The organism is Bradyrhizobium sp. IAR9, assembly GCF_013408065.1.
GTDB lineage: Bacteria > Pseudomonadota > Alphaproteobacteria > Rhizobiales > Xanthobacteraceae > Bradyrhizobium.
This window is the reverse complement of the sequence record NZ_JACBZW010000006.1, coordinates 92,848-119,441: the sequence shown is the minus strand read 5'-3', so window position 1 is coordinate 119,441 and position 26,594 is coordinate 92,848. Positions and strand designations below refer to the sequence as shown.

27 protein-coding genes and 1 tRNA gene are annotated in these 26,594 nt (G+C 63.6%); 15 read left to right on the top strand and 13 right to left on the bottom strand.

Annotated features, from left to right (window positions below; translation table 11 throughout):
- Positions 1-11: 11 nt before the first annotated feature.
- Positions 12-905, bottom strand: coding sequence for an MBL fold metallo-hydrolase (locus GGD67_RS17975; protein ID WP_179734662.1), 894 nt, complete (start codon positions 903-905; stop codon positions 12-14).
- 3 nt (positions 906-908) lie between these two features.
- A complete protein-coding gene (locus tag GGD67_RS17970; protein WP_179734660.1) occupies positions 909-2,111 on the bottom strand; it encodes an ABC transporter substrate-binding protein in 1,203 nt (400 codons plus the stop codon).
- 167 nt (positions 2,112-2,278) lie between these two features.
- On the opposite strand from GGD67_RS17970, the gene GGD67_RS17965 reads away from it, so the two are divergent.
- Genes GGD67_RS17965 through GGD67_RS17955 form a run of 3 tightly spaced genes read left to right on the top strand, consistent with a single transcriptional unit; the run spans position 2,279 to position 4,362 of the window.
- Positions 2,279-2,977 carry a TetR/AcrR family transcriptional regulator gene (locus tag GGD67_RS17965; protein ID WP_179734658.1) on the top strand — a complete coding sequence of 233 codons (699 nt, stop codon included), beginning with the start codon at positions 2,279-2,281 and terminating at the stop codon, positions 2,975-2,977.
- Positions 2,955-3,515 carry a carboxymuconolactone decarboxylase family protein gene (locus GGD67_RS17960; RefSeq protein WP_179734656.1) on the top strand — a complete coding sequence of 187 codons (561 nt, stop codon included), beginning with the start codon at positions 2,955-2,957 and terminating at the stop codon, positions 3,513-3,515. Before GGD67_RS17965 ends, GGD67_RS17960 begins: the two co-directional genes overlap by 23 nt.
- Before the next feature lies 1 nt (position 3,516).
- The gene (locus GGD67_RS17955; protein WP_179734654.1) at positions 3,517-4,362 is read left to right on the top strand and encodes an SDR family NAD(P)-dependent oxidoreductase; all 846 of its coding nucleotides are present in this window, start codon (positions 3,517-3,519) and stop codon (positions 4,360-4,362) included.
- A 59-nt stretch (positions 4,363-4,421) separates the two neighbouring features.
- On the opposite strand, the gene GGD67_RS17950 is transcribed toward GGD67_RS17955, so the two are convergent.
- From GGD67_RS17950 to GGD67_RS17935, 4 genes are read right to left on the bottom strand one after another with little or no spacing between them, the layout of a single operon-like run.
- A complete protein-coding gene (locus GGD67_RS17950; RefSeq protein ID WP_179734652.1) occupies positions 4,422-4,931 on the bottom strand; it encodes a DoxX family protein in 510 nt (169 codons plus the stop codon).
- Positions 4,928-5,710, bottom strand: a complete 783-nt coding sequence (locus GGD67_RS17945; protein WP_179734650.1) for a DNA-binding domain-containing protein — start codon at positions 5,708-5,710, stop codon at positions 4,928-4,930. The genes GGD67_RS17950 and GGD67_RS17945 overlap by 4 nt, the downstream gene beginning before the upstream one ends.
- Entirely contained in the window at positions 5,700-6,617 is a 918-nt protein-coding gene (locus tag GGD67_RS17940) for a DUF692 domain-containing protein (protein WP_179734648.1), read from the bottom strand. The genes GGD67_RS17945 and GGD67_RS17940 overlap by 11 nt, the downstream gene beginning before the upstream one ends.
- A 43-nt stretch (positions 6,618-6,660) precedes the next feature.
- Positions 6,661-6,966: a DUF2282 domain-containing protein gene (locus GGD67_RS17935; protein ID WP_092253843.1), complete on the bottom strand. Its 306-nt coding sequence runs from the start codon at positions 6,964-6,966 to the stop codon at positions 6,661-6,663.
- Positions 6,967-7,280: 314 nt separating this feature from the next.
- Here GGD67_RS17935 and GGD67_RS17930 point away from each other — a divergent pair, with 314 nt between their 5' ends.
- From GGD67_RS17930 to GGD67_RS17915, 4 genes are all read left to right on the top strand, one after another.
- Complete coding sequence (locus GGD67_RS17930; RefSeq protein ID WP_179735087.1) at positions 7,281-9,377, top strand: adenylate/guanylate cyclase domain-containing protein; 2,097 nt, start codon at positions 7,281-7,283, stop codon at positions 9,375-9,377.
- Between the two features lie 244 nt (positions 9,378-9,621).
- Positions 9,622-10,191 (top strand): DUF2087 domain-containing protein, encoded by a 570-nt coding sequence (locus tag GGD67_RS17925; protein ID WP_092253839.1) that lies wholly within the window; start codon positions 9,622-9,624, stop codon positions 10,189-10,191.
- A gap of 73 nt (positions 10,192-10,264) precedes the next feature.
- Positions 10,265-10,849 (top strand): HutD family protein, encoded by a 585-nt coding sequence (locus tag GGD67_RS17920; RefSeq protein ID WP_179734646.1) that lies wholly within the window; start codon positions 10,265-10,267, stop codon positions 10,847-10,849.
- A gap of 113 nt (positions 10,850-10,962) precedes the next feature.
- On the top strand, positions 10,963-12,150 hold the full coding sequence (locus tag GGD67_RS17915; RefSeq protein WP_092253835.1) for an adenylate/guanylate cyclase domain-containing protein: 1,188 nt from the start codon (positions 10,963-10,965) through the stop codon (positions 12,148-12,150).
- Positions 12,151-12,643: 493 nt separating this feature from the next.
- On the opposite strand, the gene GGD67_RS17910 is transcribed toward GGD67_RS17915, so the two are convergent.
- Positions 12,644-12,823 (bottom strand): hypothetical protein, encoded by a 180-nt coding sequence (locus GGD67_RS17910; protein ID WP_018316987.1) that lies wholly within the window; start codon positions 12,821-12,823, stop codon positions 12,644-12,646.
- A 238-nt stretch (positions 12,824-13,061) separates the two neighbouring features.
- Between GGD67_RS17910 and GGD67_RS17905 the strand changes: the two genes are divergently transcribed.
- The gene (locus GGD67_RS17905; RefSeq protein ID WP_018316988.1) at positions 13,062-13,856 is read left to right on the top strand and encodes an adenylate/guanylate cyclase domain-containing protein; all 795 of its coding nucleotides are present in this window, start codon (positions 13,062-13,064) and stop codon (positions 13,854-13,856) included.
- A gap of 12 nt (positions 13,857-13,868) precedes the next feature.
- On the opposite strand, the gene GGD67_RS17900 is transcribed toward GGD67_RS17905, so the two are convergent.
- Positions 13,869-14,144: a hypothetical protein gene (locus GGD67_RS17900; protein WP_018316989.1), complete on the bottom strand. Its 276-nt coding sequence runs from the start codon at positions 14,142-14,144 to the stop codon at positions 13,869-13,871.
- Between the two features lie 439 nt (positions 14,145-14,583).
- Between GGD67_RS17900 and GGD67_RS17895 the strand changes: the two genes are divergently transcribed.
- Entirely contained in the window at positions 14,584-14,796 is a 213-nt protein-coding gene (locus tag GGD67_RS17895; RefSeq protein WP_179734643.1) for a hypothetical protein, read from the top strand.
- Positions 14,797-14,931: 135 nt separating this feature from the next.
- Here GGD67_RS17895 and GGD67_RS17890 read toward each other — a convergent pair whose 3' ends face one another.
- The 3 genes from GGD67_RS17890 to GGD67_RS17880 form a co-directional block, all read right to left on the bottom strand.
- Positions 14,932-15,300, bottom strand: coding sequence for a rhodanese-like domain-containing protein (locus GGD67_RS17890; protein WP_091956283.1), 369 nt, complete (start codon positions 15,298-15,300; stop codon positions 14,932-14,934).
- Positions 15,301-15,395: 95 nt separating this feature from the next.
- Positions 15,396-16,247 carry an alpha/beta fold hydrolase gene (locus GGD67_RS17885; protein ID WP_179735086.1) on the bottom strand — a complete coding sequence of 284 codons (852 nt, stop codon included), beginning with the start codon at positions 16,245-16,247 and terminating at the stop codon, positions 15,396-15,398.
- Positions 16,248-16,279: 32 nt separating this feature from the next.
- Positions 16,280-16,855 carry a TetR/AcrR family transcriptional regulator gene (locus GGD67_RS17880; RefSeq protein ID WP_179735084.1) on the bottom strand — a complete coding sequence of 192 codons (576 nt, stop codon included), beginning with the start codon at positions 16,853-16,855 and terminating at the stop codon, positions 16,280-16,282.
- A 192-nt stretch (positions 16,856-17,047) separates the two neighbouring features.
- On the opposite strand from GGD67_RS17880, the gene GGD67_RS17875 reads away from it, so the two are divergent.
- The 4 genes from GGD67_RS17875 (at position 17,048) to GGD67_RS17860 (ending at position 22,831) form a co-directional block, all read left to right on the top strand.
- Positions 17,048-18,154: an efflux RND transporter periplasmic adaptor subunit gene (locus GGD67_RS17875; RefSeq protein WP_179734641.1), complete on the top strand. Its 1,107-nt coding sequence runs from the start codon at positions 17,048-17,050 to the stop codon at positions 18,152-18,154.
- Positions 18,151-21,261: an efflux RND transporter permease subunit gene (locus tag GGD67_RS17870; RefSeq protein WP_179734639.1), complete on the top strand. Its 3,111-nt coding sequence runs from the start codon at positions 18,151-18,153 to the stop codon at positions 21,259-21,261. The genes GGD67_RS17875 and GGD67_RS17870 overlap by 4 nt, the downstream gene beginning before the upstream one ends.
- Before the next feature lie 236 nt (positions 21,262-21,497).
- On the top strand, positions 21,498-22,451 hold the full coding sequence (locus GGD67_RS17865; RefSeq protein WP_179734637.1) for a Ku protein: 954 nt from the start codon (positions 21,498-21,500) through the stop codon (positions 22,449-22,451).
- Entirely contained in the window at positions 22,448-22,831 is a 384-nt protein-coding gene (locus tag GGD67_RS17860; RefSeq protein WP_246784376.1) for a hypothetical protein, read from the top strand. Before GGD67_RS17865 ends, GGD67_RS17860 begins: the two co-directional genes overlap by 4 nt.
- On the opposite strand, the gene GGD67_RS17855 is transcribed toward GGD67_RS17860, so the two are convergent.
- Positions 22,770-23,039, bottom strand: a complete 270-nt coding sequence (locus GGD67_RS17855) for a hypothetical protein (RefSeq protein WP_179734635.1) — start codon at positions 23,037-23,039, stop codon at positions 22,770-22,772. The two genes, GGD67_RS17860 and GGD67_RS17855, sit on opposite strands and share 62 nt — an antisense overlap.
- Positions 23,040-24,027: 988 nt before the next feature.
- Here GGD67_RS17855 and GGD67_RS17850 point away from each other — a divergent pair.
- The gene (locus GGD67_RS17850) at positions 24,028-24,945 is read left to right on the top strand and encodes a macro domain-containing protein (protein WP_210286529.1); all 918 of its coding nucleotides are present in this window, start codon (positions 24,028-24,030) and stop codon (positions 24,943-24,945) included.
- Positions 24,946-25,196: 251 nt separating this feature from the next.
- Positions 25,197-25,904 carry a DarT ssDNA thymidine ADP-ribosyltransferase family protein gene (locus GGD67_RS17845; protein WP_179734633.1) on the top strand — a complete coding sequence of 236 codons (708 nt, stop codon included), beginning with the start codon at positions 25,197-25,199 and terminating at the stop codon, positions 25,902-25,904.
- Positions 25,905-26,269: 365 nt separating this feature from the next.
- Here GGD67_RS17845 and GGD67_RS17840 read toward each other — a convergent pair.
- Positions 26,270-26,331 (bottom strand) — tRNA-Met (locus GGD67_RS17840).
- Positions 26,332-26,594 lie beyond the last annotated feature (263 nt).

Here is a 26,594-nt window from a genome sequence, read left to right as displayed (position 1 = left end):
GATGTTTCCCCCTAATCTTCGAAACGAAATCTGTAGGCATCGCCGTGCCTGACCACGCGTCCCGCGGTCGGTGCCGGAAAATGGCCGGTGAGCAGATAGCTCGGCGTATCCGCAAGCTCTTCCAGCAGCGCCATGCGCGTTGCGACCGCCGCAGCCGGATCGACGTCGGCGGCATTCGATAACCACGGCGCCGCGCACTGGATCGGATGATGGATGACGTCGCCCGACATCACCGCGTGATCGTGGCCGCCGTTGAGGTGGATCTGCATGTTGCCGGCGGTGTGCCCAGGTGCCGGCGCAAAGCGCAAGGCAGCGTCGCGATCGCTAAACAGGCGATGATCGGTCTCGACGAATTCGGCAAGGCCGGCCGCCACGACCGGCAGCACGGAATCCTCAAACGAGCCGTGGTTCACTGGGCTCCGCGGCGCCGCATTGTGCGCGGCTTCGAAGTGGCGATATTCGGCGCGGCCCATCAGATAGCGCGCATTGGGGAAGGTCGGCACCCAGCGGCCGTCGACCAGGCGCGTGTTCCAGCCGACGTGATCGACATGCAGGTGCGTGCACATCACGAAGTCGACCTGTTCGGGCGCAACGCCCAGCGCCTGCATATTCTCGAGATAAGGCTGGTCGAGGTTGTTCCACGCCGGCACGCGTGGCCGCTTCTTGTGATTGCCGCAGCAGGTGTCGACGATCGCGGTCCAGCGCGGCGTGCGGATGAGATAAGAGTGATGGCTGAGGATGAACCGTCCTGTCTCTGGCTCGATGTAGCGATGATCGAGCCAGCTCCGGTTCTCCGCGATCACCGCGTCGGTGACGTTGGCGAACAGCCAGCTCTTGTCGAAGGCAAGCGAAGGGATCTCGCTGACGAGATCGACCCGCATGCCGCCGATCTTGACCTGCCGCATGCGTCAGTTCTTCAGGAGATCGCCGAACGGCACCCAGCGCTTGCCGTCGAAACGGATCAGCTGGAGGCTCGTCATCGGCGTAAAGCGCTCGGGCGAGTTGTTCACCGCGGTGCCGTTGATCAGCATCGGCAGCTTCACGTCCTTCATGGTGGTCGCCTGCTTCATCACGTTGATTCGGGTGAGATCGTTGCCGGAGGCCTTCAGCACCGTCACCAGCGTCTGAGCGATGGTGTAGCCGTAGACGTTGAGCCAGTCGCTCTTGTTGGCGTCCGGCATGTACTTGTCCATGAAGGCGAGCCACTCCCGGTAGCCGGCGTCATCCTTGTTGGCGGGATCGGTTGCGTCCTTCAGATATTGGCTGGAGATGACGCCGGTGGAATTGTCCTTGCCGGCCGGCTCCAGCACGCCGCTGATCGAGGCCGAGACGTTGGAGATGATGGTGACCGGCTTCCAGCCGATCTCGCCGATCTTGCGGATCGCCTGCGCCGCGAATTTCGGCGTCGCCGCGACCAACACCACGTCGGCGCCGGCGGTTTTCAACTGCAGAATCTGTGTGTCCACGGTCGGCGCCGAGGTCTCGTAAGCGGCGCGCGCTACAATGGCCTCGCCGCTGCCAAGGCCTTCCTCCAGCGCCTTCAGGTAATCCTTGCCGAGGTCGTCGTTCTGGTAGAGCACGCCGATCTTCGCATTGGCGTGGCTTGCCTTGATGTACCGGGCGTAGGCGATTGCCTCATCGCGATAGGTCGGCTGCCAGCCGACCGTCCATGGAAAGTTCTTGGGATCGTCCCACTTCGCGGCGCCCGAGCCCAGAAAGAGCTGCGGCACCTTGCGGTCGTTGAGATATTTGTGCACGGCGCCGTTGGTCGGCGTGCCGACGCCGCCGAAGATCAGCAGCACCTCTTCGCTCTCGACCAAGCGCCGGGTCTGCTCCACCGTCTTCGGCGGGCTATAAGCATCGTCGGCGATGATCATCTGGATGCGCCGCCCGTTGACGCCGCCGTCGTCGTTCACCTTGCGGAAATAGGCCTCAGCCGATTTCGCGATCTGCGCAAACGCCGACACCGGGCCGCTCAGCGGCGCGGTGGTGCCGATCTTGATCGTCTTGTCGTCGGCGCCGGGATCGTATTTGCTTTGGGCAGAGGCGGCGCTGCTTGCGAGCAGCGGCAACAGGATGCAGGCCGCACGAAGGCGGGCAAAGCGCGCCATGAAATCGTCTCCCCAAAATTGCTCTCCGCCTCTCGAGGAGCGGAGTTGAAACGCGAGAACAGCGCCCGCAAGCGGGCTTGCGGGCCGCGACCGTTGTCGCCAGACTGGCAAACGAACGATCGTTCGTACGGTTGACTAACGAACGATCGTTCGTTAGTCAAGCCGACATGGCTGTCCACACCTCCAGCGCGGCGGAAGCGGCTGCGCCCACGACCCGTGAGCGCATCCTCACCGAAGCGCTCGACCTGTTCGCCCAGAGCGGCTATGGCGGCGCCTCCATGCGGGAGCTCGCGCGCCGCGTCGGCATCCGCGAGAGCAGCCTCTACAATCATTTCCCCGGCAAGGCCGCGATCCTGGAGGCGATCGTCAGCGAGCATGGTCCGGCAAGCTCGGCGAGCCGGCTGGAGGAGCCGCGCTACAAGCAGCTCGCGCGCCAGCCCGCCGCGTTCTGCCGGCAGTTCGCGCTCGACCTCGTCGAGCAATGGTCCGATCCGCGCGAGCACCAGTTCCAGAAGGTGATCACGGCTGAGCGTAACCGCGTGCCGGGTATCCGCGCCAAATTCGCCGATCATTTCTACGCGCGCGAGCAGAGCATGATGACGGACTATTTTCGCGGCTTCGCGCTCGCCGGCCTGGTCAAGACGTCGGACCCGCGCGAGACCGCGCGGCTGTTCGCGGCCGGCCTGATCTACATCCGCCTCGAGCATTACGTGATGGGCGCATCACCTTCGCCGCGGCCCAAGGTGATCGAAGCGATCGAGCGCTATCTCGCCTTCTTCCTGTCGCTGATCGCGGCAGGCGAGGACACCGACAACAAGAAACGAAAAACCAAGGGAGAGAACCGTGGCAAGGCTGCCCCTGATTGATCCGGAGACGACGAGCGGCGATATCCGCGCCTCGTTCGACCGCATGCCGGTCAAGCTCAACATCTTCCGCATGATGGCCCATGCCGAGGCCAACATGATCCCGGCGATGCGGCTCGGCAATTCGATCCTGCACAAGCAGAAGCTCTCGGCCGTCAACCGCGAGCTCCTGATCCTCCAGGCCGCTCAGCTCGAGGGCGGCGCCTATGAATGGCGCCAGCACGTGCCGATCGCGCTCGGCGTCGGCTGCACGCAGGCGCAGATCGATGCGGTCGAGCGTTCTGATTACGATGCTGCCGCGCTGAGCGAGGCCGAGCGTGCGCTGCTCAAGTTTGGCCGCGAGGTGGTCGAGAACGTCCGCGTGCCCGAGGCAACCTTCGCGGCTGCCCGCAAACATTTCAGCGACCAGGAGATCGTGGAGTCCATCGTCGCGCTCGGCTTCTACATGATGATGGCCCGTCTCACCGAGGCGACCGAAACCGATCTCGATCCCGCGGCCGGGATGACGGTCTATGACGGCGGCAAGAGGCCGGGTGGTTGAGATGACGGAAACTGACAACAAGCCGGAGCGCTATGTTCGTCCGCCGAGCGCGGAATCGCTAGGCGAAGCGCCGGGCAGGGGGCGGCTGAAAGGCCGCCGCATCCTGATCGTCGGCGGCGGCCAGCGCGTGTTCGACGCCGCCAGCGATCCGATCGGCAATGGCCGTGCCATGAGCATTTTGTGCGCACGCGAGGGCGCGAGGGTCGCGGTGGCCGACCTCAACCATGCCTCCGCGCAGCAGACCGTCAAGCACATCACCGATGAAGGCGGCGAGGGCTTTGCCATCGTGGCCGACGTGACGTCCGAGGCTGACGTCCAGCGCATGATCGAGGAAGCCCATCGGGCCATGGGCGGCCTTGATGGCATGGTTCTGAACATCGGCACCTTCGGCAAGACCGGCCTCGATAACGTCAGCCCCGAGGAGTGGAACAGGATCTACGACGTCAATGTCCGCGGTCCCATGCTGTGCTGCCGCGCCGCGCTGCCGCGATTCGACAATGGCGGCTCGGTCGTCTTCATCTCCTCGATCGCCGCCTTGAAGGCTGGATCGCAGATGGCGGTGTACGATTCCTCCAAGGCCGCACTCGGCGGCCTGATGCGCAACATCGCCCATCTGGGATCGCGCCGCGGCATCCGCGCCAACCTCGTCTATCCCGGTCTCGTCGATACCCCGAACGGTCGCGAAGCCGGCGCCGGCCGCCCCAACCGCGGCAAGGGCCACGTCCCGTTCGGCCGCCAGGCCACGGCCTGGGAGATCGCTTATGCGGTGCTGTTCTTCCTGTCGGACGAGAGTGTCTACGTCACCGCGCAGACACTCGCAGTGGATAGTGGTCTCAGTGGGATGTGAGGCCTGCCATTCGGGCTACTGCTGACCACACATGCATGTGGAGACACAAAATCGGGTATCTACTGCGGCTGCGATCGCGCGCGACAAAGCAAATGATCGAGCGAAATGTTCCCCGGCCCGTGAGCCATGATGCCGAGCGCCATCGCTGCCCAGGTGAGGTGGATCGGCCAGCCATCGGGCACCGTGAGCTCGACGACGACAGTCATGAACAACAGCCCGAGCGCGGCCAGCCGGGTGCCCAGCCCGAGCACCAGCAGGATCGGAAGCAGGATCTCGCCGGAGCCCGACAGGAATGCCATCACGGTCGGTGCCGGGAAGTGATAGGGCCCGCCCGGCAGATGCAGCATGAATTCGTCGCTGAACAGCGTCACGGCGGTGTCGTTCAGCCTGAGGAAGCCGCCCCATTTGAGCATGCCCGAGCGCCAGAACGGCACCGCCAGCGCGAGGCGCAGCACGAGCTGAACGAGCGAAGGCGTGGCAAGCGTCTGGATCAGGCGATTGGCCCTGTCGACGAGCAGCCAGGGCGAGGGCAGTCCGCTTTCGGTGGTCATGTGCTGGTCCGTGATCATGATGGGTCTCCGCAAGCGAGCGAGATGAAGGCGCCGGCTTCGATCAGTCCGACGATGTTCGCGGCGATGTCGAATTCGGGCGCAGCCTCCAGCGCCGCCGCCGCGGCCTCGCCGAGCGATAGCCCCGAGATCAGGTTACTCGCGAAGACCGCGCCGCCGGGCGGAAGGCGGCGCACCGTGACGTCGAATGCCGGTCGCGTGATCAGGGCGTCCTCCGACGTCGAGGCATCGATGCGCAGAAGCGGTGCACCGTCGCGGTTGGCAGCAAAGATCGTGACGGCTGCGTATTGCGAGCGCAGGCATCGGGCAGCCGGGTGAGCAACGAACACCAGCTCTGCCAATCGGCCAGGCGTCACCGCCGACAGCCGGTCCGCCGGCAGCGGGGCGGCATCGCTCGCATGGTAGCAGTCGAGCCAGGCCCGCTCGATGCGCGCGACGTCGGCGAGAAAGGGCATATCTTGCGCATGCTCATAGGCTGCGATGAATTCCGGAAAGTCGCGGCCATACTCGAACAGCAGCGGCGAGGTCGGCGGATTGCTGCGAACATGGAAGCGTGCCATGGCGCGGAAGAACTCGGCGCCGGTGATGCGCTGCACCGCCGGATAAATCGCAGCCAGCGCGTCGATCAGGCTGACGGTGACGTTGTTGCGGTAGACATCGTAGCGCCGGCCGGCGGCCTTGCCGTTCGGGCCGGTCACGATCGCAGGCGTGCTGCGTGCCGGCTCCAGCAGCGCCGGTGCGAACGCGGCGGCGTAGGACAGACCGGATTCAGGCAGCATGACGCTCTCCTGCCATTGCTGTGGATTGATGACGGTCGAGGATCGCCTGTGCGGCAAGGGCTTCCGCTTGCAGCACCGGCCAGTCCGGAATTTTGCTGTCCCATTCGACCAGCGTCGGCACCGCGCCGCGGCGTTGGATAACGATCTCATAGAGCTTCCAGACGGCGTCCGCGACCGGGCCGTCATGGCTGTCGATCAACAGCAGCTCGCCTTCGTCGTCGGCCTGCTCGGCATGGCCCGCAAGATGAATTTCCTGGACGTGCGACAGCGGAAAATTTGCGAGGTAGTCGAGCGCCGAATAGCCCTGATTGGTGGCGGAGACGAACACGTTGTTGACGTCGAGCAGCAGGGCGCAGCCGGTTCGCTCGGCAATGGCGCGGATGAAGTCAGTCTCGCGCATCGTGGATTCGCGGAAGGCGACATAGGTCGACGGATTTTCCAGCAGCAGCGGTCGCCGGATCGCCTCCTGCACCTGGTCGATATGGTCGCAGACGCAAGCCAGCGTCGCTTCGGTATAGGGCAGCGGCAACAGATCGTTGAAGAAGCTGGTCTCATGGGTCGACCAGGCGAGGTGCTCGGAGACCAGCGCCGGCTGATAGCGCGCGACGAGGCTACGGAAGCGCGCCAGATGCGCCTTGTCGAGCGGCCGAGGGCCGCCGATCGACATGCAGACGCCATGCAGCGACAGAGGATGGTCGCGGCGGATCGCTTCCAGGGCGCGATGCGGCGGACCGCCATCGCCCATGTAGTTCTCGGCGTGAACTTCGAAGAAGCCACGCCGAGGTCCCGCCTCGAGGATATCAGGCAGATGCTCGGGCTTGAAGCTCGTCCCGGCAACGCCGCCGATTGGGGTTGCGAAGCGGAGCGGCATGGCTGCTGGTCGGGTCGGCTGGATCACCGTGCTCATCGTGCTGCTCCGTTCGTGCTTGTTGGCGACGTCGCGGCGGCGGTCAGACCGGCTTGAGCGAGCCCTTCTTGCCGCCCGGCAACTCGATGCTGGTGCAGGTGCCGCCCTGCACGAACTTCCAGGCGTTGCCCTGGAAATCGATGGTCGAGGTGCCCTGGCAGGTCGTGCCCGGTCCTGCCGCACAGTCGTTCTGGCCCTTCAGCGCAACGCCGAAGCACTTTTCCTTCTTGGCGGCGACGGCAGCTTCGCCCTCGGCCTTGGTCAGCGGGCCGGCGGCGGCGAGGGTCGCGAGCGCGGTCGAGACGGCGCCGGCAAGGACGAGCGAGGTGACGGCATGTTTGGCAGACATCGAGATTCTCCTGTTCGAGATGGCATCGCCTGGCAGGCGACGCGCGCATGGTCTCCTTCGTTGCGCGCGCAGCCCGCGTTACGGCGAGACTGCTCACGAACCCGTGAGACCGATGGGATCGGGCGCACCGCCGGTGCGCTTGGGTCGGCATTAGCGGGCAAGCGTCCCTTGAAGGCCAATGCCTAGGGTCTATCGAGACGGTAGCCACCGGGCATTGGCGGCGCGCGTTCATTTCCTGCCAGACGTAACGGGGCGAGCGCCGGCGGCGTAGAGCAATGTCAGTGGCTCGTATGGACCGGCAGGCGAAGACAGCGATGAAGGTTGATCCCGAACGACGGCTTCATGCGATCGCTGGGCTGACGGTCAGCATCCGTCTTGCGGTGTCCGCGCTGGTCCTCGCGGCGATCCTGCTGACGGCCGCGCTCTCCAGCCTGCTCTGGTGGCGCACGGCGGAGGCGACCAGCCGGCAGCTCGCCGCGACCATCAACGAGCAGATCGTTGCGGCGGTGCGCAAGGAGGTCTCGGCCATCGTCGACGAGGCCCGCGCCGCGCACACCGCGATCCGAACGCTGTTCCTGCAGAACGTGCTCGACACCCGCGAGGCCGACAAGCGGGAATTCGTGTTCCTGTCGCAATTGCAGTCGCAGGCGACGATTTCCTGGGTCGCCTTCGGCTGGCCCGACGGCTCCTTCTTCGCCGCGCACAAGCTCGGCGATCGCCGCCTGGAGATGATGGAGATCTCGCTGACCGATCATCCGGGCCAGCGCCGCGTCGACGAATATGACGTGGTGCCCGGCGATATCGAATTCGCCAATCGCCGGTTCGAGCCCAGCGGATTCCACGTCGCCGATCAGGCCTGGTTCAAGGCGGGGCTGACCGCGGACGAGCCGCAATGGTTCAGGGTGATGGACCACCCGACCGGCGAGCGGCCGTCGATCGCGTTCGCGGGGCCGATCGACGTCTATCAGGAGCGGCAGGGCGTTCTGGCCGTCATCATCGAATATACCAGGCTTGCGCGTTTCCTGTCGCAGCTCGAGGTCGGGCGCACGGGAACTGCCTTCATCGTCGATGGAAGCGGCGAGCTCGTCGCGGCGCCGGACAAGGAGGCCGACGAGCTCCATCCGGCGCGCGGCGACACGACGCTGTTGCCGCTGGCGCGCGCTGCGCTCGACAAGGCGGGCGAGGACGGCCGCAAGGAGGCCTGGCGAAGCCAGCTCACCTCCGGCGGCGCGGCCTACGAGGTTGCGCTGACGCCGCTGCCGTTTCCCGGCTGGTCGCTCGCCACCGTGATTCCGGAGGCCGAATTTCTCGGGCCGGTCGAGACGACGTTGCACCGCCTGATCCTCGGCCTCGCAATCGGCGCCGTGCTCGCGGCGCTGGCCTCGGCGATGCTGGCGCGGTCCGTCATCGCCGCGCCGCTATCGCGTGTCGTCGGCGAGCTTCGCCACGTCGAGGCTTTCGCGCTGGAGCAGGTCCGCCGCCACCCGTCACGACTCAAGGAGATCGCGAGCCTGTCCGGTGCGATCGCCGAGATGGCGTCCGGCCTCTCCGCGTTCCGCAAATTCATCCCGGCCGATCTGGTCCGCGGCCTGCTGCGCCAGGGCGTCGAAGCGCGGCCCGGCGGCAGCGTCCAGGAGCTCAGCGTGATGTTCATCGACATTGCCGGCTTCACCGGGCTGTCCGAGCGGTTGGGCGATCGCGTGGTGCCGCTGCTGTCGCGCTATCTCGACGTCACCTCGGAGATCATCGTCGCCAATGGCGGCACCATCGACAAGTTCATCGGCGATGCCGTGATGGCGTTCTGGGGTGCGCCGCAGCCGCAACGCGACCACGCCGCGCGATGCTGCCGCGCGGCGCTCGCTTGTCGCAGGGCGATCGAAGCATCGGGCCTCGCCGACGATCTCGGTCAGCCGCTCCAGATCCGGATCGGCATCAATTCGGGCCGCATGCTGGTCGGCAATATCGGCTCGGAGTTGCGGCTGAACTACACCGTGATCGGCGATGCCGTGAATGTCGCCAGCCGGCTCGAAGGCGCCAACAAATCCTATGGCACGCAGATCCTGATCGGCGAGGCGACCGAACGCCTGGCGCGCGGCGCCGTCATCACGCGCGAGGTCGACAGCATCGCGGTCTACGGACGGGAGGAGGGACTTTCCGTCCACGAACTGGTCGGGATCGCGGACGAAGACGCCATCGACGGAGAGGCGATCGGCTGGATCGGGGATTACGAGCGCGGCCTTGCCTGCTATCGCGCGCGGCGGTTTGCCGATGCGCTCGCCGATTTCGAGGCCGTGCTGAAACGGCGCGGCCATGATCGTCCCGCCGAGCTGATGCGCGACCGCTGCAAGCAGCTCGCATCGGCCGCGCCCGACCCCGCCTGGCGGGCCGTGGCGACACTGGCGTCGAAATAGCGGCGTCCGAGTCCGGGACATCTGGCGTTCTAATCGCGTTTGTCCGCGCATCTCGCATCAGGCTCTTGAGCCCGCCGGGCGTCTATAGTAGGAACTGCGCGGGTCTGCAGTTCACCCAGGCGTCACCGTCCCGCGAGGGAAGCTAAACCTGCAAGGCTCAATCGCACCGACACCAACCTCGTGCCGCGTCGTAAGCCGGTGACCTCCGACAATCCTACCCGGATCGGCGCATCGAGGATTGGTCATGACCAGAACTCCCATTGCCTTTGTCGCGGGCGACATCTCCGCGCTCGCGAAATCCGTACGTGCCCAGCTGCTGCAACGGACGTCGCCGCCCGGTCACGTCGAGCTGCTCAACATTCTTGCGCGTGCGACGGGACACAGGAACTATCAGCATTTCCGCGCGCGTGCGGTCGGCACTGCCGTGGATGACCGCGGCACGCCCGCACCACAAGTCGATGCGGTCGATCTGAAGCGCGTGCAACGCGCGGCGCGCCATTTCGACGACCACGGCAGGCTGTTGCGCTGGCCGGCCCGCCACAGCCTGCAGCAGCTGAGTCTCTGGGTGCTGTGGGCCGGCTTTCCGCCGCGGAGCAGTCTGGCCGAGGCGGAAGTGAAGACGCTGCTGAACCGTCAGCACGCTTTCGCCGATGATGCCTTGCTTCGCCGCGCGCTGTGCGATCACGGCATGGTCTCACGAACGGCCGACGGGCGCGCGTATCGCCGGATCGAGCGTCGGCCGCCGACGGAGGCGGCAGCGCTTTTGCGTCATCTCAAGGCCAGCGCACCCGGGCGAGCGGAAGCCGCAACATGACCGCAATTTCGGACGCATTGCCGGCCGCCGGGCGAACGCGCTTCCCTGCATCGCCATCGCATCGAGGACCGCCATGAAGGCAACACTGCTCAGATCTGAAGACTACACCCGCTCGCCCTGGAAGAACGGCGGCGGCATCTTCACCGATATCGCGGATGAACATCGCGCTGACGCAGCGGTGAAGGATTGGAGCAGCATGCTCTGGCGTTTTGCGAGCACGCCGATCGTGGCGCCCGGTCCCTTCTCCCATATGCCGGGCATCGACCGCTTGCAGATGGTGGTCGGTGGGCGCGGGCTGGTGCTCAAGGCTCCGGGCCAGGAATTCGACGAGCGTGAACCTTTTACGACCGTGCGCTTCACCGGCGAGCTCGAGATCGTGACGGAGCTTCACGCCGGGCCGGTCGAGGTCGTCAACCTGATGGCGCGGCGCGGCGTCGTGGAGATCGAGCTTGAAGCGCTCAGGGAAGCCGGCGATCGACCGTTGCATGCCGGCACGCATCTGGTTTACGCAGCGCACGGCGATTGCCGCATCCGCCTCGATGGTGAGGATTTTGCCATCCCCGGCAACGGCACGCTCAGGATCGAAATGACCGAGACATCGAGGCTCGCGCTCGTTTCGGGTCTGGTGGTGCTGGGGTCGATCCGGATCGTCGGCTAAGGGGCGATAGCCCCGACCGGCCGATGCGTACAATCCATGCAACTGGCTAGGTTGACGCGGCGGAGCCGGGGCACGATATCTGCCCTGATGCAGACCGCCGTGAAGGGCAGGACATGACCGCGCAAGACAACCACGCCACGCAGGCCGACGGTGTCGTCGACTGGCTGACCAACGGCACGCGCGACGAACGCTTCATCGACAATATCTTCGCCGACATGTGCATCCGTCTGCAGCAGGCGGGCATTCCGCTGAAGCGGTCGACGCTGCATGTCCTGATCCACCATCCGCAATGGCTTGGCGCCCGGTTCATGTGGTCCGACGGCATGCGCGAGGCGGAGATCGCGCGGGTGGATTATGACGTCCGCGAGCGGTCCGAATTCATTGGCAGTCCCGCCAACGAAATGCAGGACGGCGCCAGCGAGGTGCGCGAGAATCTCGAGCGCGATCCCTCGCTCGGCCGCAAGCACGCCCTCTACGACGAGATGCGCGAAAAGGGCCTGACCGACTATGTGGCCTGGCCGCTCTACCACACGCTCGGCAAGCGGCATCTCATCACCTTCGCGACCGACCGTCCCGGCGGCTTCGAGGATTCGCATATTGCCGCGCTCAAGAAGCTGCTGCCGGTGCTGGCGCTGGTCAGCGAGATCCGCATCAAGAACCGGTTGGCGCGCACGCTGCTGGAGACCTATGTCGGCTCCCATGCCGGCCAGTTGATCCTCGCCGGCGCCACCAGGCGCGGCAGCGGCACGACCGTGCGCGCCGCGATCATGATCTGCGACCTCAGGGATTTCACCAAGATCTCCGACAATTGGCCGCGCGACGACGTCATCGATCTGCTCAACGATTATTTCGACGCGATGTCCGAGCCGATCGCGCGGCACGGCGGCGAGATCCTGAAATTCATCGGCGACGGCCTGCTCGCCATCTTCCCGCTTCATGAGCCCGATGCCTGCGCGAACCTGCTCCACGCCGTGACCGAAGCCCGTCAAGCCATGACCGCGCTGAACGAGCGGAATAATGCGACCAGCCGCGCGCCGCTGAACTACGGCATCGGCGTCCATGTCGGCGACGTCATGTACGGCAATATCGGCTCAACCAGCCGGCTCGACTTCACCGTGATCGGCCCCGCCGTCAACATGGCCTCCCGCCTCGAAGCCCTCACCAAGCAGCTCGGTCGAACGGTGCTGCTGTCACGCGACTTTGCGGAGCTGGTGGAGGAGAAGTTCGAGCTGGAGCACGTCGGCAAGCACGAGGTCCGCGGCTTCAGCGATCCGATCGAGCTGTTCGCGTATCACGGGTAGGGCGACTGCCTCACCCAGGACGAATTGCCAGCGGCGCATCTATTTGCGGTTCGCTCCGGTGGAGCCCGAGTTCGGCATCGCCTGCTGGCCGCCCTGGGTTTGCCTTGGGTCGTTGTCCCCCGGCCGCGTCGTTGTCGATTTGGCCGGGGCGCTGGCGCCGCCGCTATTGTTGTCCGATGAGGTATTGAGGCCCGAAGCTCCTGCTCCGGTCGTGCCGCCCGTCCCGGTCGAATTGATGCTCGACCCGGTCCTGGAGGTACCCGCGCCGCCTTGCGCGAACGCGGAGGGAGGCGATGCGAGAGCCGCAACGAGCCCTGCGAGAACAAGCACTTTCATGTCCGCTCCTCTTGCTTCGGTCAAGCAGCCCCGGCTCTCGGTCCAGGGGGCGGAGGTCGAGCCGAGGCCGCCATTCGCCGGAATTGTCGGACCCCGGTGCAGGCCAATGCTCAGGACCGCGCGGTCGTTCCAATCTGGGACGGCACGCCCGTCACGCCTACGCGGACCAACGATCCTGCTCTTCCTGGTGCGCGTGCTCGTTCAGACGTTCGGCGATCTGGTCCGCAATCTTGTCCGACTCCGCCGAGGCGACGGGCTCGCCCTTGCGTGTCCTGAGCTTGTCCTTGTCGGCCTCGATCGGGAAATCGTCAGGCTTCAGTCCATCATCCTTGCCCATGGCGCGCCTCACTGCATCTCATGTCGGAAGAACACGTCTGGAGGCTGATCGTTGCTTGGACAAGAGAATCTTCCGACCGACGAATGGACGGGCGGCTCGCGTTTGGGCGTTGTCAGCATGATCCCGATGTCAGGCGCCGCCGGCAGCCCTGGCAAGCCCCTATTGCCGATGCAGGATTGTACGAATAGGCTTCCGCCCCGAAGACGCCCAAAGGGTCTTTCAAATCGGCCGCACGTTCATGCCCAAATTCCTTCGCATCGGAGTCCTGCAGTCCAACGTATCCGGCTACACGTCGAAGGCGTGGTGCGTTCGGCGCGTCGGCTCGGCGGTGTTCCTGAAGTGGGGTGCCGTGGAGGTGCAGGGCGCCGGCGATGGGCGAAGGGTCTACTGGACGCGACTGCCGCAGGAGAAGACAGTTCGCTGCGGCACGACGCAGCGCGCCCAGGACTACGCCAAAGCGGCTATCGCCCGGCGCCGCAGCCACCGCTACGAACCGCTGGCCGGGCCGATCGCGCTCCGGCCCCGATCCGGCGAGCGGAGCGCGGAGCTCAAGCAGGCACTCGCCACCATCCTGATCGTCGATATCGTCCGCTCCACCGAAAAGGCGGCAAAGCTCGGCGATGCCCGGTGGACCAAGGTCATGGGCCACTATTACGCGGCCGTGCGCAAGGAGCTGAAGAGTACGCGTGGCAAGGAAGTGGTGACGACCGGCGACGGCGTGCTGGCGACATTCAAGGCGCCGGCTTCCGGCGTCCGTTGCGCGACTGCGATCCAAAAGGCCGTGCGCACGCTGGGGCTCGACATCAGGGTCGGGCTGCATGCGGGCGAGTACAGTGTGAGCGGAGGCGAGATGGTCGGTCTCGCGTTTCACATCGGCACGCGCGTCGCCGCCAAAGCGCGCGCCGGCGAAGTCCTGGTCTCGAGCGCAGTCAAGGACCTGATGGCGCAGTCGGAGATCCGGTTCCGCGATCACGGCGTGCATCAGCTCAAGGGCGTGCCGGAGCGGTGGCGGCTGTTTCGGGTGGAGGATTGAGGGGATTGCGGCCTATCCGTTCGGATCGGTCCGGTCGCATCTCGGGCATCGCCCGTCCGCGGCGGCGGCGAGTTGGTGGCCGATCTCTTCCCTGAGAGCGTCCGCCTCGAAGGCCGTGCCGTCGCTCCTGAGGATTCGCTTGGCGCGTTCGTAGGCATGGCTCTCGGCGGCGTCGTCGCCGACGCGGACGATCACCTCATCGTGGAAAGGGCAGATCGTGGTCGCACGGGTGGTTTCGAGCGCGTAGCGTACCACTGCGGTCAGATCGTCGATGTTGGCGGATATCATGGCTGCTCTCCTGATCGTGGCGGTCCCGATGGAGGCCCGTGTCCGGCGGAGGTCGTACCGTACGGCCGTGTTGGTCGGGTCAGGCGACAAGGACGACGTCAATCAGCGTCGGCTTCCTTGAAGCGCCGAGGCCGATTGCGTGTTCTGTTCAGGGCTGCGCCATCTCAACCCGCGGTTCTTGCTCTGGTTCCATCGAAGCCGCTCGTCCGGAGCCGGCTCCCTGGTCGCGGTCGGTCGGTGCCCGTCTTGCGAAGCGGTGCCCGGAGTGCCTAGGAGTCCGGGCTCCGCTTCGTTCGGCACCGGAGCAGGAGCGCGCCCGATGTCATGCAGAGCATAAGCGTGGGCAGACCGTTTGCCTTGACCCATCTCAAACACGGGGAAGGCCCCTAAGGAATCATCCGCAATTTCGCCTGCCGCGGTTCGGGCGCATCAATAAGGGATGCAGCGCCAGATCCTCTTCAGGTGCCCGCGCACCGGCATGAACGTCCAGCATCGGATCGATGACGCGCGGCCCGAGAGCTTCGAGCCGGCGGACAACTATGTGTCCGTGAGGTGCCCGGCCTGCATGTCGCTGCACTTCGTCAACAGCACGACCGGCAAGCTGCTGGGCGAGCGAAGCGCGCAGCCCGTCCCGATGCCGCGTTCCGCCTGAACGGTCCCCGTCGATCGTGCTGCGACGTGGCGGGCGGGCAACCGTCAATGGATCGTGGCGTACATGGGCGGGCGCCGAGCGCCGGTGATGACGTTCGGCGGCAACCAAGCCCGGCAGGCGGCCAGCCCGCGTGTTCTATTTCTCGACCGCCCCCGACCAGTCCTTGAAGCCGCCGACGTTATAGACCTTCTCGTAGCCCATATCCTTCAGCACCTTGCCCGCCAGCGCCGACCGGCCGCCGGACGCGCAATAGAGAATGACGGACTTGCTCTTGTCGAACGCCTTGTCGTGATAGGGCGACTCCGGGTCCGCGCGAAACTCCAGCATCCCGCGCGAGACGTGCACGGCCCCCGCGATCTTGCCGCTGGCCGCAACCTCCGGCGCATCGCGAACATCGACGACCAGCGTGTTGCCGTTCTTGATCATGTCAGTGGCCTGTTCCGACGTGATCTTGGGGACCGCCGCATTGGCGGCTTCGAGCATTTGCTTGACGCTGGTTGGCATGTTTTGTCTCCGTTGGTGGCCTCGCGGGGAGGATAGCACATTGGCCGCGCTTCGCCTCCTTCTGTTGGAGGAGCGTGCTCTGCTTGATCATGCGCTCATTCCGCGCCCAATATCGCCCGGGCCAGCTCCGATGGGTTCTCGACAGCCGAGAAGTGGCCTGTATTCCTCAGCGTCACCATCTGCGCGTTGGGAATGAGAGACCGTGTGCGCTCGCGCTCGTCGGGCCGGGACCAATCGCTGTCGCCATAGATGAGCGTCACCGGCGCCGAGATCTGCCAATAATAGTCGCGGGCCTGGCTCCAGGATCGCCATCCGGCCAACACCTTGCGTGCGGCCCGCTTGTATCCCGGGCGATGGGCCACCTTGTCGAACTCGGCGAGCAGATCGGCCGGCAGCTTGCGCGGGTCGTGATATCCGCCGCCCATGATCTTGCCGAGAACGATCTTGTTTTCGAGCGACGCGTTGATCGCGCCGAGCACCGGCACTTGCAGGCTTCCGATGATGAAGTTCGCGAGCCAGTTGCCACGTCGAAGTCCGTCGCCATAGCGGGTCTCGTAATCGTAAGGATTGATTGCAAAGACCCGCTTCACCCTCTGCGGAAGTGACGCCGCCACCGTGAGAGCCAATGCGCCCCCGATCGACTCGCCGACGAGGGTTACATCCGAGAGGTCTAGCTCCTCGATGAAGCGTATGACTGCCTGCCTGAAATAGGGCTCGTTGAAGCTTGCGTCCGGATCGATCGGCGAGTGTCCGTGGCCGGGCAGATCGATGGCGTATACCGTGTGCGATCCTGCGAGCAGAGGCGCAAGGCTGCGGAAATACTCGAGCTGCGTCCGGATCGTATGGATGAGGAGTAGCGGAGGCCCGCTGCCGGTCTTGTGAAAACGCACACTGAGCCTCTCCGATAATTTGAGCAAGCTCGGCCCGGCTTCGCTCACGTCAAGCATCCGGTCTCTCCATGTTTCGAGGGGGCCGTCGTTCAAGCGGCGGCGGCTTCACGGACCAGCGCGGCTGCGGCATCGAGAAGGGCCCGTGCGAGGTCCGTATCGTTGACCGCGCGCGCCAGCGCCACGGCGCCGACCATCGTCGCGAGAATGGCCATGGCCTTGTCTCTCGACCCCTTGCCTTCCTTGGCGATGAAGCGGCCGAGCACGTCGAGATGGGCCTCGATGCCCGCTTCGAACTCGGCCTTGACGTCGGGGCCCTGCCGGGCGGCATCCGAGCCGAGGGCCACGATCGGACATCCGTCCATTCTCTCTTCGCGATGATCTGCGCTGAGATAGAATCCGATCACTGCGCTGAGCGGATCGTCAGGATTGCGCGCGGCCGCGTCCGACCATCGGGTGGAAGCGCTCTCCAACGCTCGCTTGGAGGCCTCGACCGCCAAGTCCTCCTTGGACGCGAACTGCTTGTAGAAGGCGCCCTGGGTGAGCCCGGCCCCTTCCATCAGATCCTTGAGCCCAATGCCGTCAAAGCCGCGCTCCCTGAAGAGGCGACTTGCCACATTGATCACGGTTTGGCGGTTCTCCGCGGCTTGAACGCGACTGACGCGCATCATGCTCCTCCATTTGGATTTCAGTCGAAATCTATGCCCAATATAGATTTCGAGCGACATCTATCAAGTTGCCCTCGGACGCGCCCTGGCTTCCTGAGATCACGTTTCCGTCAGGACGCAAATTTAGATTGCGATCGAGCTCTAAGACAATATAGAGTTCGAACGAAATCTAAATCCCAGAGGAGACCCGTCATGAAAAGGGGTGTTGCCGTGTTGGCCGGTATTATGATCCCGGCGGGGGTGGCCACGTTCGTCAGTCTTGGCATTTTCGCCCCCAACGCCTCTGCCGTGAGCGACCCGAGACAGGAGCCGCCGATGGTCAGCCTGGCGACGGCCACGCGGGTGAGCGGATCCGACCGCGGGTTCACGGGCACCATCGGCGCGCGGGTGGAGAGCAATCTCGGCTTTCGCGTCGCCGGCAAGATCGTCGAGCGGCTGGTGAATGTCGGTGAGCAGGTCAAGGCCGGGGAGCCGCTGATGCGGATCGACGAGACCGACCTCCGCCTTGCGCTTGCGGCAAAGCGCAACGCTGTGGCCTCAGCGCGCGCAGTCGTCGTGCAGACCGATGCGGATGAGCGTCGATACGCCAACCTGGTCAACGACGGATGGACGTCCAAGCAGCGCTACGAGCAGGCGAAGGCCGCCTCGGATACAGCCAAGGCCCAGCTCGCGGCGGCCGAAGCCGAGGCCGGGGTCGCGGAAAATCAGGCGACCTATTCCATCCTGGTGGCAGACGCGGACGGCACGGTCACGCAAACGCTTGGCGAGCCCGGCCAGGTGGTCTCGGCCGGCCAGACGGTTGTTCGGCTTGCGCAGTCCGGGCCTCGCGAAGCCGTGGTGGCGCTTCCCGAAACGATCCGGCCGGCGATCGGCTCGCTCGCCGAGGCCAGCCTGTATGGCAGCGATGGACGCCGTTACGCGGCGCATCTGCGCCAATTGTCGAACTCTGCCGACGCGCAGACCCGGACTTACGAGGCCCGCTACGTGCTCGGCGGCGAGGCGGCAGCAGCACCACTCGGCGCGACAGTCACCATTCGGCTCGCAAGCCAGGACAGTCAGTCGGAAGTCCAGGTGCCGCTCGGCGCCGTGCTCGATGATGGCAGGACCACCGGCGTCTGGGTGTTCGACAGCGCCAGCTCGACCGTACACTTTCGCCCCATCAAGCTTCTGCGCGTGACCAGCGAAGCGGCAATCATCTCTGGATCGAGCTCCAGTGACCCCATTGTGTCCCTCGGCGCTCACCTCCTGCACGAGGGCGCCCGCGTCAGGACCGTCACTGACGGCGGGAGCAAATCATGAGCTTCAATCTCTCCGCGGTCGCCGTTCGCGAGCGGGCCGTGAGCCTGTTCTTCATCATGCTGCTGGCGGCCGCAGGCGCCTACGCCTTCTTCATGCTCGGACGGGCCGAGGACCCGTCCTTCACCATCAAGACGCTCACGGTTACCACGGTATGGCCCGGTGCGACGGCACGCGAGATGCAGGACCAGGTCGCCGAACCCCTGGAGAAGCGGATTCAGGAGCTGACCTGGTACGACCGGGTGGAGACGACCACGCGGCCGGGTTATGCCTACATGACGGTGACGCTGAAGGACAGCACGCCGCCATCGAGCGTGCAGGAAGAGTTTTATCAGGCGCGCAAGAAACTCGGAGATGAAGCGCGCAAGCTGCCGGCCGGCGTGCTCGGCCCCTTCGTCAACGACGAATATTCGGACGTGAGCTTCGCACTCTATGCCCTCAAGGCGAAGGGCATGCCGATGCGTGAGCTCGCCAGGAAGGCGGAGGTGATCCGCCAGGACCTGCTGCACGTGCCCGGCGTCAAGAAGATCAATATCTTCGGCGAACGTCCCGAGCAGATCTTCGTGGAGTTTTCCTATCCCAAGCTGGCAACGCTCGGCGTGTCGGCACAGGATATCGTTGCCGCCTTGCAGCGGCAGAATACGGTGACCCCGGCGGGTTCGATCGACACAAGCGGGCCGCAGGTCTTCATCCGGGTCGACGGCGGCTATGACAGCGTGCAGGCGATAGCCGACACGCCGATCGTTGCGGCGGGACGAACCTTGAAGCTGTCGGACATCGCCGAGGTCCGTCGCGGCTACGAGGATCCTCCCACCTACATCATCCGGCACCAGGGTGAGCCCACGATCATGCTCGCGGCGGTGATGCAGGAGGGCTGGAACGGTCTGGCGCTCGGCAAGGCGTTGGAGGAGAGGTCCGCAGCCATGGCGCGGACACTGCCGCTCGGGATGACGCTCGACAAGGTGACCGACCAGGCCGTGAACATCACCTCCGCGGTCGACGAGTTCATGATCAAATTCGCAATGGCGCTCGCAGTGGTGCTGCTGGTCAGCCTGCTCAGCCTCGGCTGGCGCGTGGGAATCGTCGTGGCCGCAGCGGTCCCGCTGACGCTGGCCGTCGTGTTCCTCATCATGCTCGAGACGGGCCGGTTCTTCGACCGCATCACGCTCGGTGCTCTCATCCTCGCGCTTGGCCTGCTCGTGGACGACGCCATCATCGCCATCGAGGTGATGGTGGTGAAAATGGAAGAGGGCATGGACCGCCTCAGTGCGGCGGCCTACGCATGGAGCCACACCGCGGCGCCGATGCTCTCGGGCACGCTGGTGACGATCGCGGGATTCCTGCCGGTGGGGTTCGCGCGCTCGACGGCCGGCGAATATGCCGGCAACATCTTCTGGGTCGTGGGGTTCGCTCTCATCGTCTCCTGGATCGTTGCGGTGATCTTCACGCCTTATCTTGGCGTCAAGATGCTGCCCGCGATCAAGCCCATCGAGGGTGGCCACCACGCGATCTACGACACGCCGAACTACCGGCGTTTGCGGGGGCTCATCACCTTCGCCGTGCGCCACAAGTTCCTGACCTGCAGCCTCGTCGTGATCGCTTTCGCGCTGTCCGGCCTCGGCATGGGCGCGGTCAAGCAGCAGTTTTTCCCGACGTCGGATCGCCCCGAGGTTCTCGTGGAGGTTCGCCTGCCGGAAGGCACCAGCATCGAGACGACGACCGCCGCCGTCGAGAAGCTCGAACGCTGGCTGCATGATCAGCCCGAGGCGAAGATCGTCACCAGCTATGTCGGCCAGGGCGCGCCCCGCTTCTTCTTCGCGATGGCGCCGGAGCTCCCCGATCCGGCCTTTGCCAAGATCGTCGTGCTGACGCCTGACGCCGAGGCGCGCGAGGCCTTGAAGCACCGGCTCCGCGAGGCGGTATCACACGGCCTTGCCCGGGAAGCGCGCGTGCGCGTCACCCAGCTCGTCTTCGGACCCTACACGCCGTTCCCGGTGGAGTTTCGGGTGATGGGCCCCGATCCCGCAAAATTGTACGCGCTCTCTGAAAAAGCCATCGAGGTCATGCGTGGCGTTCCCGACGTGCGACAAGCCAATCGCGATTGGGGCAATCGCACACCCGTGCTCCGCTTCATTCCAGATCAGGATCGGCTGAACCTCATCGGCCTCTCGCCGGCGGAAGTCGGGCGGCAGCTGCATTTCCTCCTCACCGGCATCGCCGTCACGCAGGTCCGCGAGGACATTCGCAATGTCCCGATCGTGGCGCGCAGCGCCGGCGGTGAGCGGCTGGATCCGACACGGCTCGCCGACTTCTCACTGACGAGCCGGGACGGCCGTCTGATTCCGCTTGACCAGATCGGCCATTCGGAAGTCCAGCTCGAAGAGCCGATCCTGAAGCGCCGCGATCGCACGCCGGTCATCACGATTCGTTCGGACATCAACGAGGCGACCCAGCCTCCCGAGGTCTCCAAGGACATCGTGAAAGCGCTTCAGCCGCTGATCGCATCGCTTCCGGCCGGCTATCGCATCGAGACCGGCGGCTCGATCGAGGAGGCGACGAAGGCCAATGACGCGCTGGCGACCATCTTTCCCGCCATGATCGCCGCAACGCTAATCGTCATCATGCTTCAGGTCAGATCATTCTCGATGATGGCTCTCGTCATGCTGACCGCGCCGCTTGGTCTCGTCGGCGTCGTGCCGGCGTTGCTGATCTTCAACCAGCCGTTCGGATTCAACGCGATTCTGGGACTGATCGGACTGGCCGGAATCCTGATGCGCAATACCCTGATCCTGACCGAACAGATCAAGGAGAACCGCGCGGCGGGCCTCGACGACTACCACGCCGTCATCGAAGCCACGGTGCAACGCACGAGGCCCGTGATCCTGACCGCACTTGCCGCCGTGCTGGCGTTCATCCCCCTCACACACTCCGTCTTCTGGGGATCGATGGCCTATACCTTGATCGGCGGCACGGCAGTCGGCACGGTGTTGATCCTGCTCTTCCTGCCTGCGCTCTATGCCGCGTGGTTCCGGATCAAGCCGACTGCGGATGAGAGCCATGAGAGCGCGACGGACAAACCGGAGTTGCGAACGGCAATGGCTGCGGAGTAGGGCGATCTGCAACTCGCGGTGTAGATTTCGGCTCCGAGGACCGGTTTGCCACGATAAAGGTCCACGGAGCATCGGAAAAATAGGTAGTTCATGCCGTTTTCGACCCAAGCTGATCCCACCGAGGCCGGATGCGGTCGGTCGACAGATATCCCGCGCTTTTCTCCACATGCCATGTCGGAACCCAGGCCGGCCGTTCGTCTTGAATCCGAGCCGCCTCGAACCGGAGTTCTGCGTAAATGGCCCCGCGCGCCAATTGGAAAGGCTTCCTGAGACTGTCCCTCGTCACCTGTCCCGTGGCGCTCTTTCCGGCCACATCCGAGAGCGAGAAGATCTCGTTCAACCAGCTCAACCGGCAGACCGGCCACCGCATCAAGTACGTGAAGGTGGACGCCGATACCGGCGACGAGGTGTCGAACGAGGACATCGTCAAGGGCTACGAGCTCGAGAAGGGCCAGTACATCGAGGTCTCGAAAGAGGAGCTCGAGGAGATCGCGCTGGAGTCCACGCGCACCATCGAGATCGACGAGTTCGTCGACAGGTCGGACATCGACCCGCGCTATTTGATCCGCCCCTATTACATCCGGCCCGATGGCAAGGTTGGCCACGACGCCTTCGCGGTGATCCGCGAGACCATCCGCGAGATGAACAAGGTCGCGATCGGGCGCGTGGTGCTGACCAACCGCGAGCACATCGTCGCGCTGGAGCCGATGGACAAGGGCCTCGTCGGCACACTCTTGCGCTACCCCTACGAGGTGCGCAGCGAGCAGGAATATTTCGACGACATCCAGGACGTGAAGGTCACCAAGGACATGCTCGATCTCGCCAGGCACATCGTCAACCAGAAAGCCGGACGCTTCGAGCCCGAAAAGTTCGAGGACCATTACGAGACCGCGCTGATCGAGCTGATCAACGAAAAGCGCGCCGGGAAGGTCATCCGGCCGAAGGAGCGGCCGAAGGGCGAGAACGTCGTCGACCTCATGGAGGCGCTGCGGCGCAGCGTCGGCAAGGAGGCCAGAAAGGAGGTTAGGCAGGAGGCCGCCCCTGCGAAGGCAGATAAGCCGGCGAAGAAGCCGAGGAAGGCGGCGGCCGGCCAGAAGGAGATGCTGATGCCGATCGCGGGCAAGAAGGCGGCCACCAAGGAGACGTCTGCCAAGAAGCAGGCCTCAGGGACGCGGCGGAAATCGGCATGAAGCATCCGGTGACGCCGGACGGACGCACCTTCGTCGTCCGCGGTCGCCTGTGGCGAATGGCCAACCCCGATCTCGCAGAAGATGAGCGCGCAAGTTTGGTGAAGCGGCTGATGGCGGCGAGGCGCGCGGTCCGCGACGCCAAGGCGGATGAAGACCCGGACCTGGAGGCGGCCGCGCATCGCGAGGTGGACGAGGTCAAGCGCGCGCTGGGGGAGCGGGGGCCGGTCTGGTGGAACGACGGCGCGCCCGACTTCAATCGCCACATGGCCAGGAACACGCCTTATGCCGCCTGGTACGCGAAGGTCCTTGCGGCAGGCGTCAAAGGCGCTCGTCAGGGCACTCCGGACATGAATCGCCGATCGAATCGAGGACATCGTTGATCTCCGCGACGGCTTGATCCGGAGAGACGCCGTCCGGTGGATGCTGCCGCGCGAGCGTGACCGCGCGTTTCCGAGCGTGCGGGTCGGCACGATCCCTGGCCCAGCCATGCTCCTCGCATTCGCAGATGGCGCCGGCCTCCTGCAGCAGATTGATGGCCCATCCGCGCAGGGTGCGGATCGCCGGCCGTCTGTCCCTGGTCATCAGCATCCGAGATCACTCCTGCCCGGACGAATTCTTCGGGCCGCCAAATCGTTCCGGCGGTTAGCAGGGAGCACGGATTCCCAAACGGCAGGGCTGAGCTTGTCGACGTGTTCCGGGCGACCGTGGCGAATAGGTCTAGGCGCAGATCTTTTCTTTCCAGCCAGGGCGACGATACGTAGGATTAGAGTGACAGCGCACTCCGTTCGCGCGGTCGGCAATGCAATTGCAAGTTCGGTGCGCTGTCACCGTAATCTCGCATCATCAATGTCATCCTCCGCGCCCTCGATGCTGGTGACGAACGCCCTGTCACCTGCATCAAGGTCGGCAAATCCGGGATCGACGTCTTCGGTCGCCGTACCCTTGATCCAAGCCCTATCAGACGCGGAACTTCGGAGCCTGCTCATGATCAGTTTCTCTCCTGGGCAGGTTCAGCTCGGCCAGGTGAGCGCGGCAGTGGGTTTCGCAGCCATCCATGCCTAGATACCTGGTACCTTTTGGTCCCATGGGACGTTAACGCGAGGAATTAGCTCCGGGTCTTCGAAACCGAGACTACGGTGACTGTGCTGGACTGCACGCCCGAAGTAAGAGAGGGAAGTTGCGGTGACAGTTCTGTCAATGCGCCCGGTCAACGTCACGATTGATGCGCGCGGCGCCGACGAAGCCAGAATAGCGAGGGTTCAGCAGCAGATTGCGGACCTTAAGGCCTCACTGCCGGGCACAATCGTCAAACAGTCACGCAAGCGAAGAAACAGCGAGCGCTATAGGCAGACGCGCCGCTTTAGGGGGCGTAAAACACGCGGTCCCTAATAAGTTATTTGCTATAATGTTCCTATTTTGTTCTTATGTCAACCCAGTCTTGGTAACGGTCGTTTTCATCGTTGAAAACGCCCACGGCACAGGGATTTCACGCGCTTCGATGCGTTGTTTTCGCTAGTAGAAGCTTTAAAATTGTCGCGCCTACACCTCGGTTTGGGGCGATTCGGAGGCAGGCTCAGTGCTCACGTACGTTAGAACGAACATCTTTGATTCACCCGCACAGACGCTGGTGAACACCGTCAATTTGGTTGGCGTTATGGGAAAGGGCATCGCTCTTGAGTTCAAGAGCCGCTATCCCGCGATGTTCAAAGCTTACAAAAACCTTTGCGACCGCAACGAATTTGAGATTGGCAAGCTTCACCTGTGGCGTGCCGAAGATCATTGGGTTTTGAATTTTCCAACGAAGACTACGTGGAAGAAACCTTCCAGACTTGAGTACATTGAGGCTGGACTTAACGTCTTTGTCGACTCCTACCGTGAGATGGGTATCACCTCGATCGCATTTCCACCGCTGGGGTGTGGAAACGGCAACCTAAATTGGGCTGATGTCCGGCCGGTGATGGAGAGGTATCTCAGTCGTTTGGAGATACCGGTTTACGTGCACGACCGGCACGTAACGAAGGGATTCATTCCAGAGCACAAAGAAGTGCCTATCGACCGTATCCCGGTTACCTACGAGGATTTCATACACGACATTCGCGAACGAATGCATGCGAGTCATGGTACTTTTTCGACGCTAAAAGGCCGGGCTCTGTTCGCTGCCAAGTGGCACGATGACGGCGGTATTTTGATTGAAAGCCCGGGCCGCAGCAGCCAAATTCGCCCTGAGTTTATGGAATGGGCATGGAACGGCCTGCAGTCAGGTATCTTGACGGCCGATCAATTCCCCGGTGATGACTCAAGAAAAGCGAAGTCGTACTTATTCGCAATCCTCGCCGAACTTCCGTACGTCACCGTCACGGAAATTCGGAAGCCTGAATGGAGTGAAAACACTCCAGCGCACGGTTTGTACATGAAACGTGCAGATAGAAAGGCTGACGCAAATCACACTGATGTTCCTGGCCCGCAGGACAATCAATTTTGTCTATCACTTTAGAGCGCGCAGCGCGTCACGTAGAACAGCTTGAAAAGCGCCTAGCGATAACAAAGCAGCGGGCGTTCTGGCCGCGATATTTGTTTCACACGACGCATGTTACGAACGCCGTTGAGATGATTCGCGTCGGAGCACTGAACGCTCGCAACCAAGTTGCCGAATTTCACGACGTCGCAAACCAGGGTGCGCTTGGCGCGTTTGAAGGGTCGCACGACTTCGCGCGTTAATACTTTCGTCCCAAGAACGGATTTCATATGCGGACGGAAGGCATCAAGTGTCTGACCGACCCTTACCGACTTCAAGCACAAATGTCTGTGCCGGTTTGTTTTGTTTTCCGTTTGAGCGACGTCTTATGTCGTGCTGACGCTTGTTTCTCGAGCGGTAACGTCCAGCGTAGTCATGATTTCCGAACTGGTGACGCCGCATTTGATCAGCTTGATTTTGATGCGATCTACCATGACTCGTGGACTGACAGTACTAACCGAGCCTACATACATGATTGCCGAATGGCGGAAGTTGCCGTTCGTAATCGCTTGCCGCTAGACGGCACGTTGCAAGGCATTCTGTTCCGCACGAGCTGGGATATGGAGACGTTCCGTTATCTGCTTGGTGAGGCCGGGATAACGTGTAACTATCGCATGGGCGTTGAGCAGATTTCATCGTCGCTATTTATGCATGAAGGACTTTATCTGACAGATTTGACCTTCAGCGATGACCGGCTTCAGATGTCTTTCCATTTCCCGCTGAGGCACCCGGCTCCGGAAAATCTTTACGACGTCCACGCGATTCAAGATTGTGCAGCGGGCCGACGTCTCCTCAACAAGCAACTGAAGTTGGATAAGCCTAGCTTCGGCATTACCAAGTACCATCCGGATGGAGATGCTGTTTGGACGATCTATTTGGAGAAGGAGTTGGCCTTTAGGGGACGGCTACAACATGCTCGATCTCAGGTATTTGGATAGCGGCGCGCGACAGTACATCAATTCTTCCAAACGTTTGGGGCTGAAAGCACTTGCAGCGGAGAGGGGGGCGTCTGCGCGGCCAAGTTCGACTATGAAGCCACATCCTGCCGTCAAGAACGGGAAGTATGTCGAAGAGACCCGGCGTGCCGAAGCTCCTAAGCTAGGCTCCGCCAAGCTCGTTCGAGCACAAAGGCCAAGAAGGACCGCGCGAAACCTACGGCCATTGCCATCTTGACCACTTGCGCGTTGCTGCGAACGCTTATCGGAACGCACTCGGTACCGAGCAAGAACGTAGGATTGGTTGTTTCGTTGGTTGACGAAAGGGCAAGGCGCCAGAAGCCGGCCCAATCCCTTGAAATCACTAGTGGGCCCGGCAGGACTCGAACCTGCAACCAGACCGTTATGAGCGGCAGACCATCAATAAGTTTCGTTGATTTTGCTGCACTTTCGTTTGAATTTGATCGCGTTCGTCGTGGTCTGTTCACGTCGTTTCTGGTGCGAAACTGGTGCGGTCAGTGAGCTTCGGTAGGCACTTTACAACCTTGGCGACGCAGTCTGTCCCATGATTGATTGGACCGGGGCAGCTCGAAACCTGAAAGCGAAAAAGCGCCGACGAGGCTTTGAGAGCGAAGCGTTGACGCCTAACTTCAGTTTGGCTTTACGGGCGCGCGGCCGACCGGATCTGAAGCT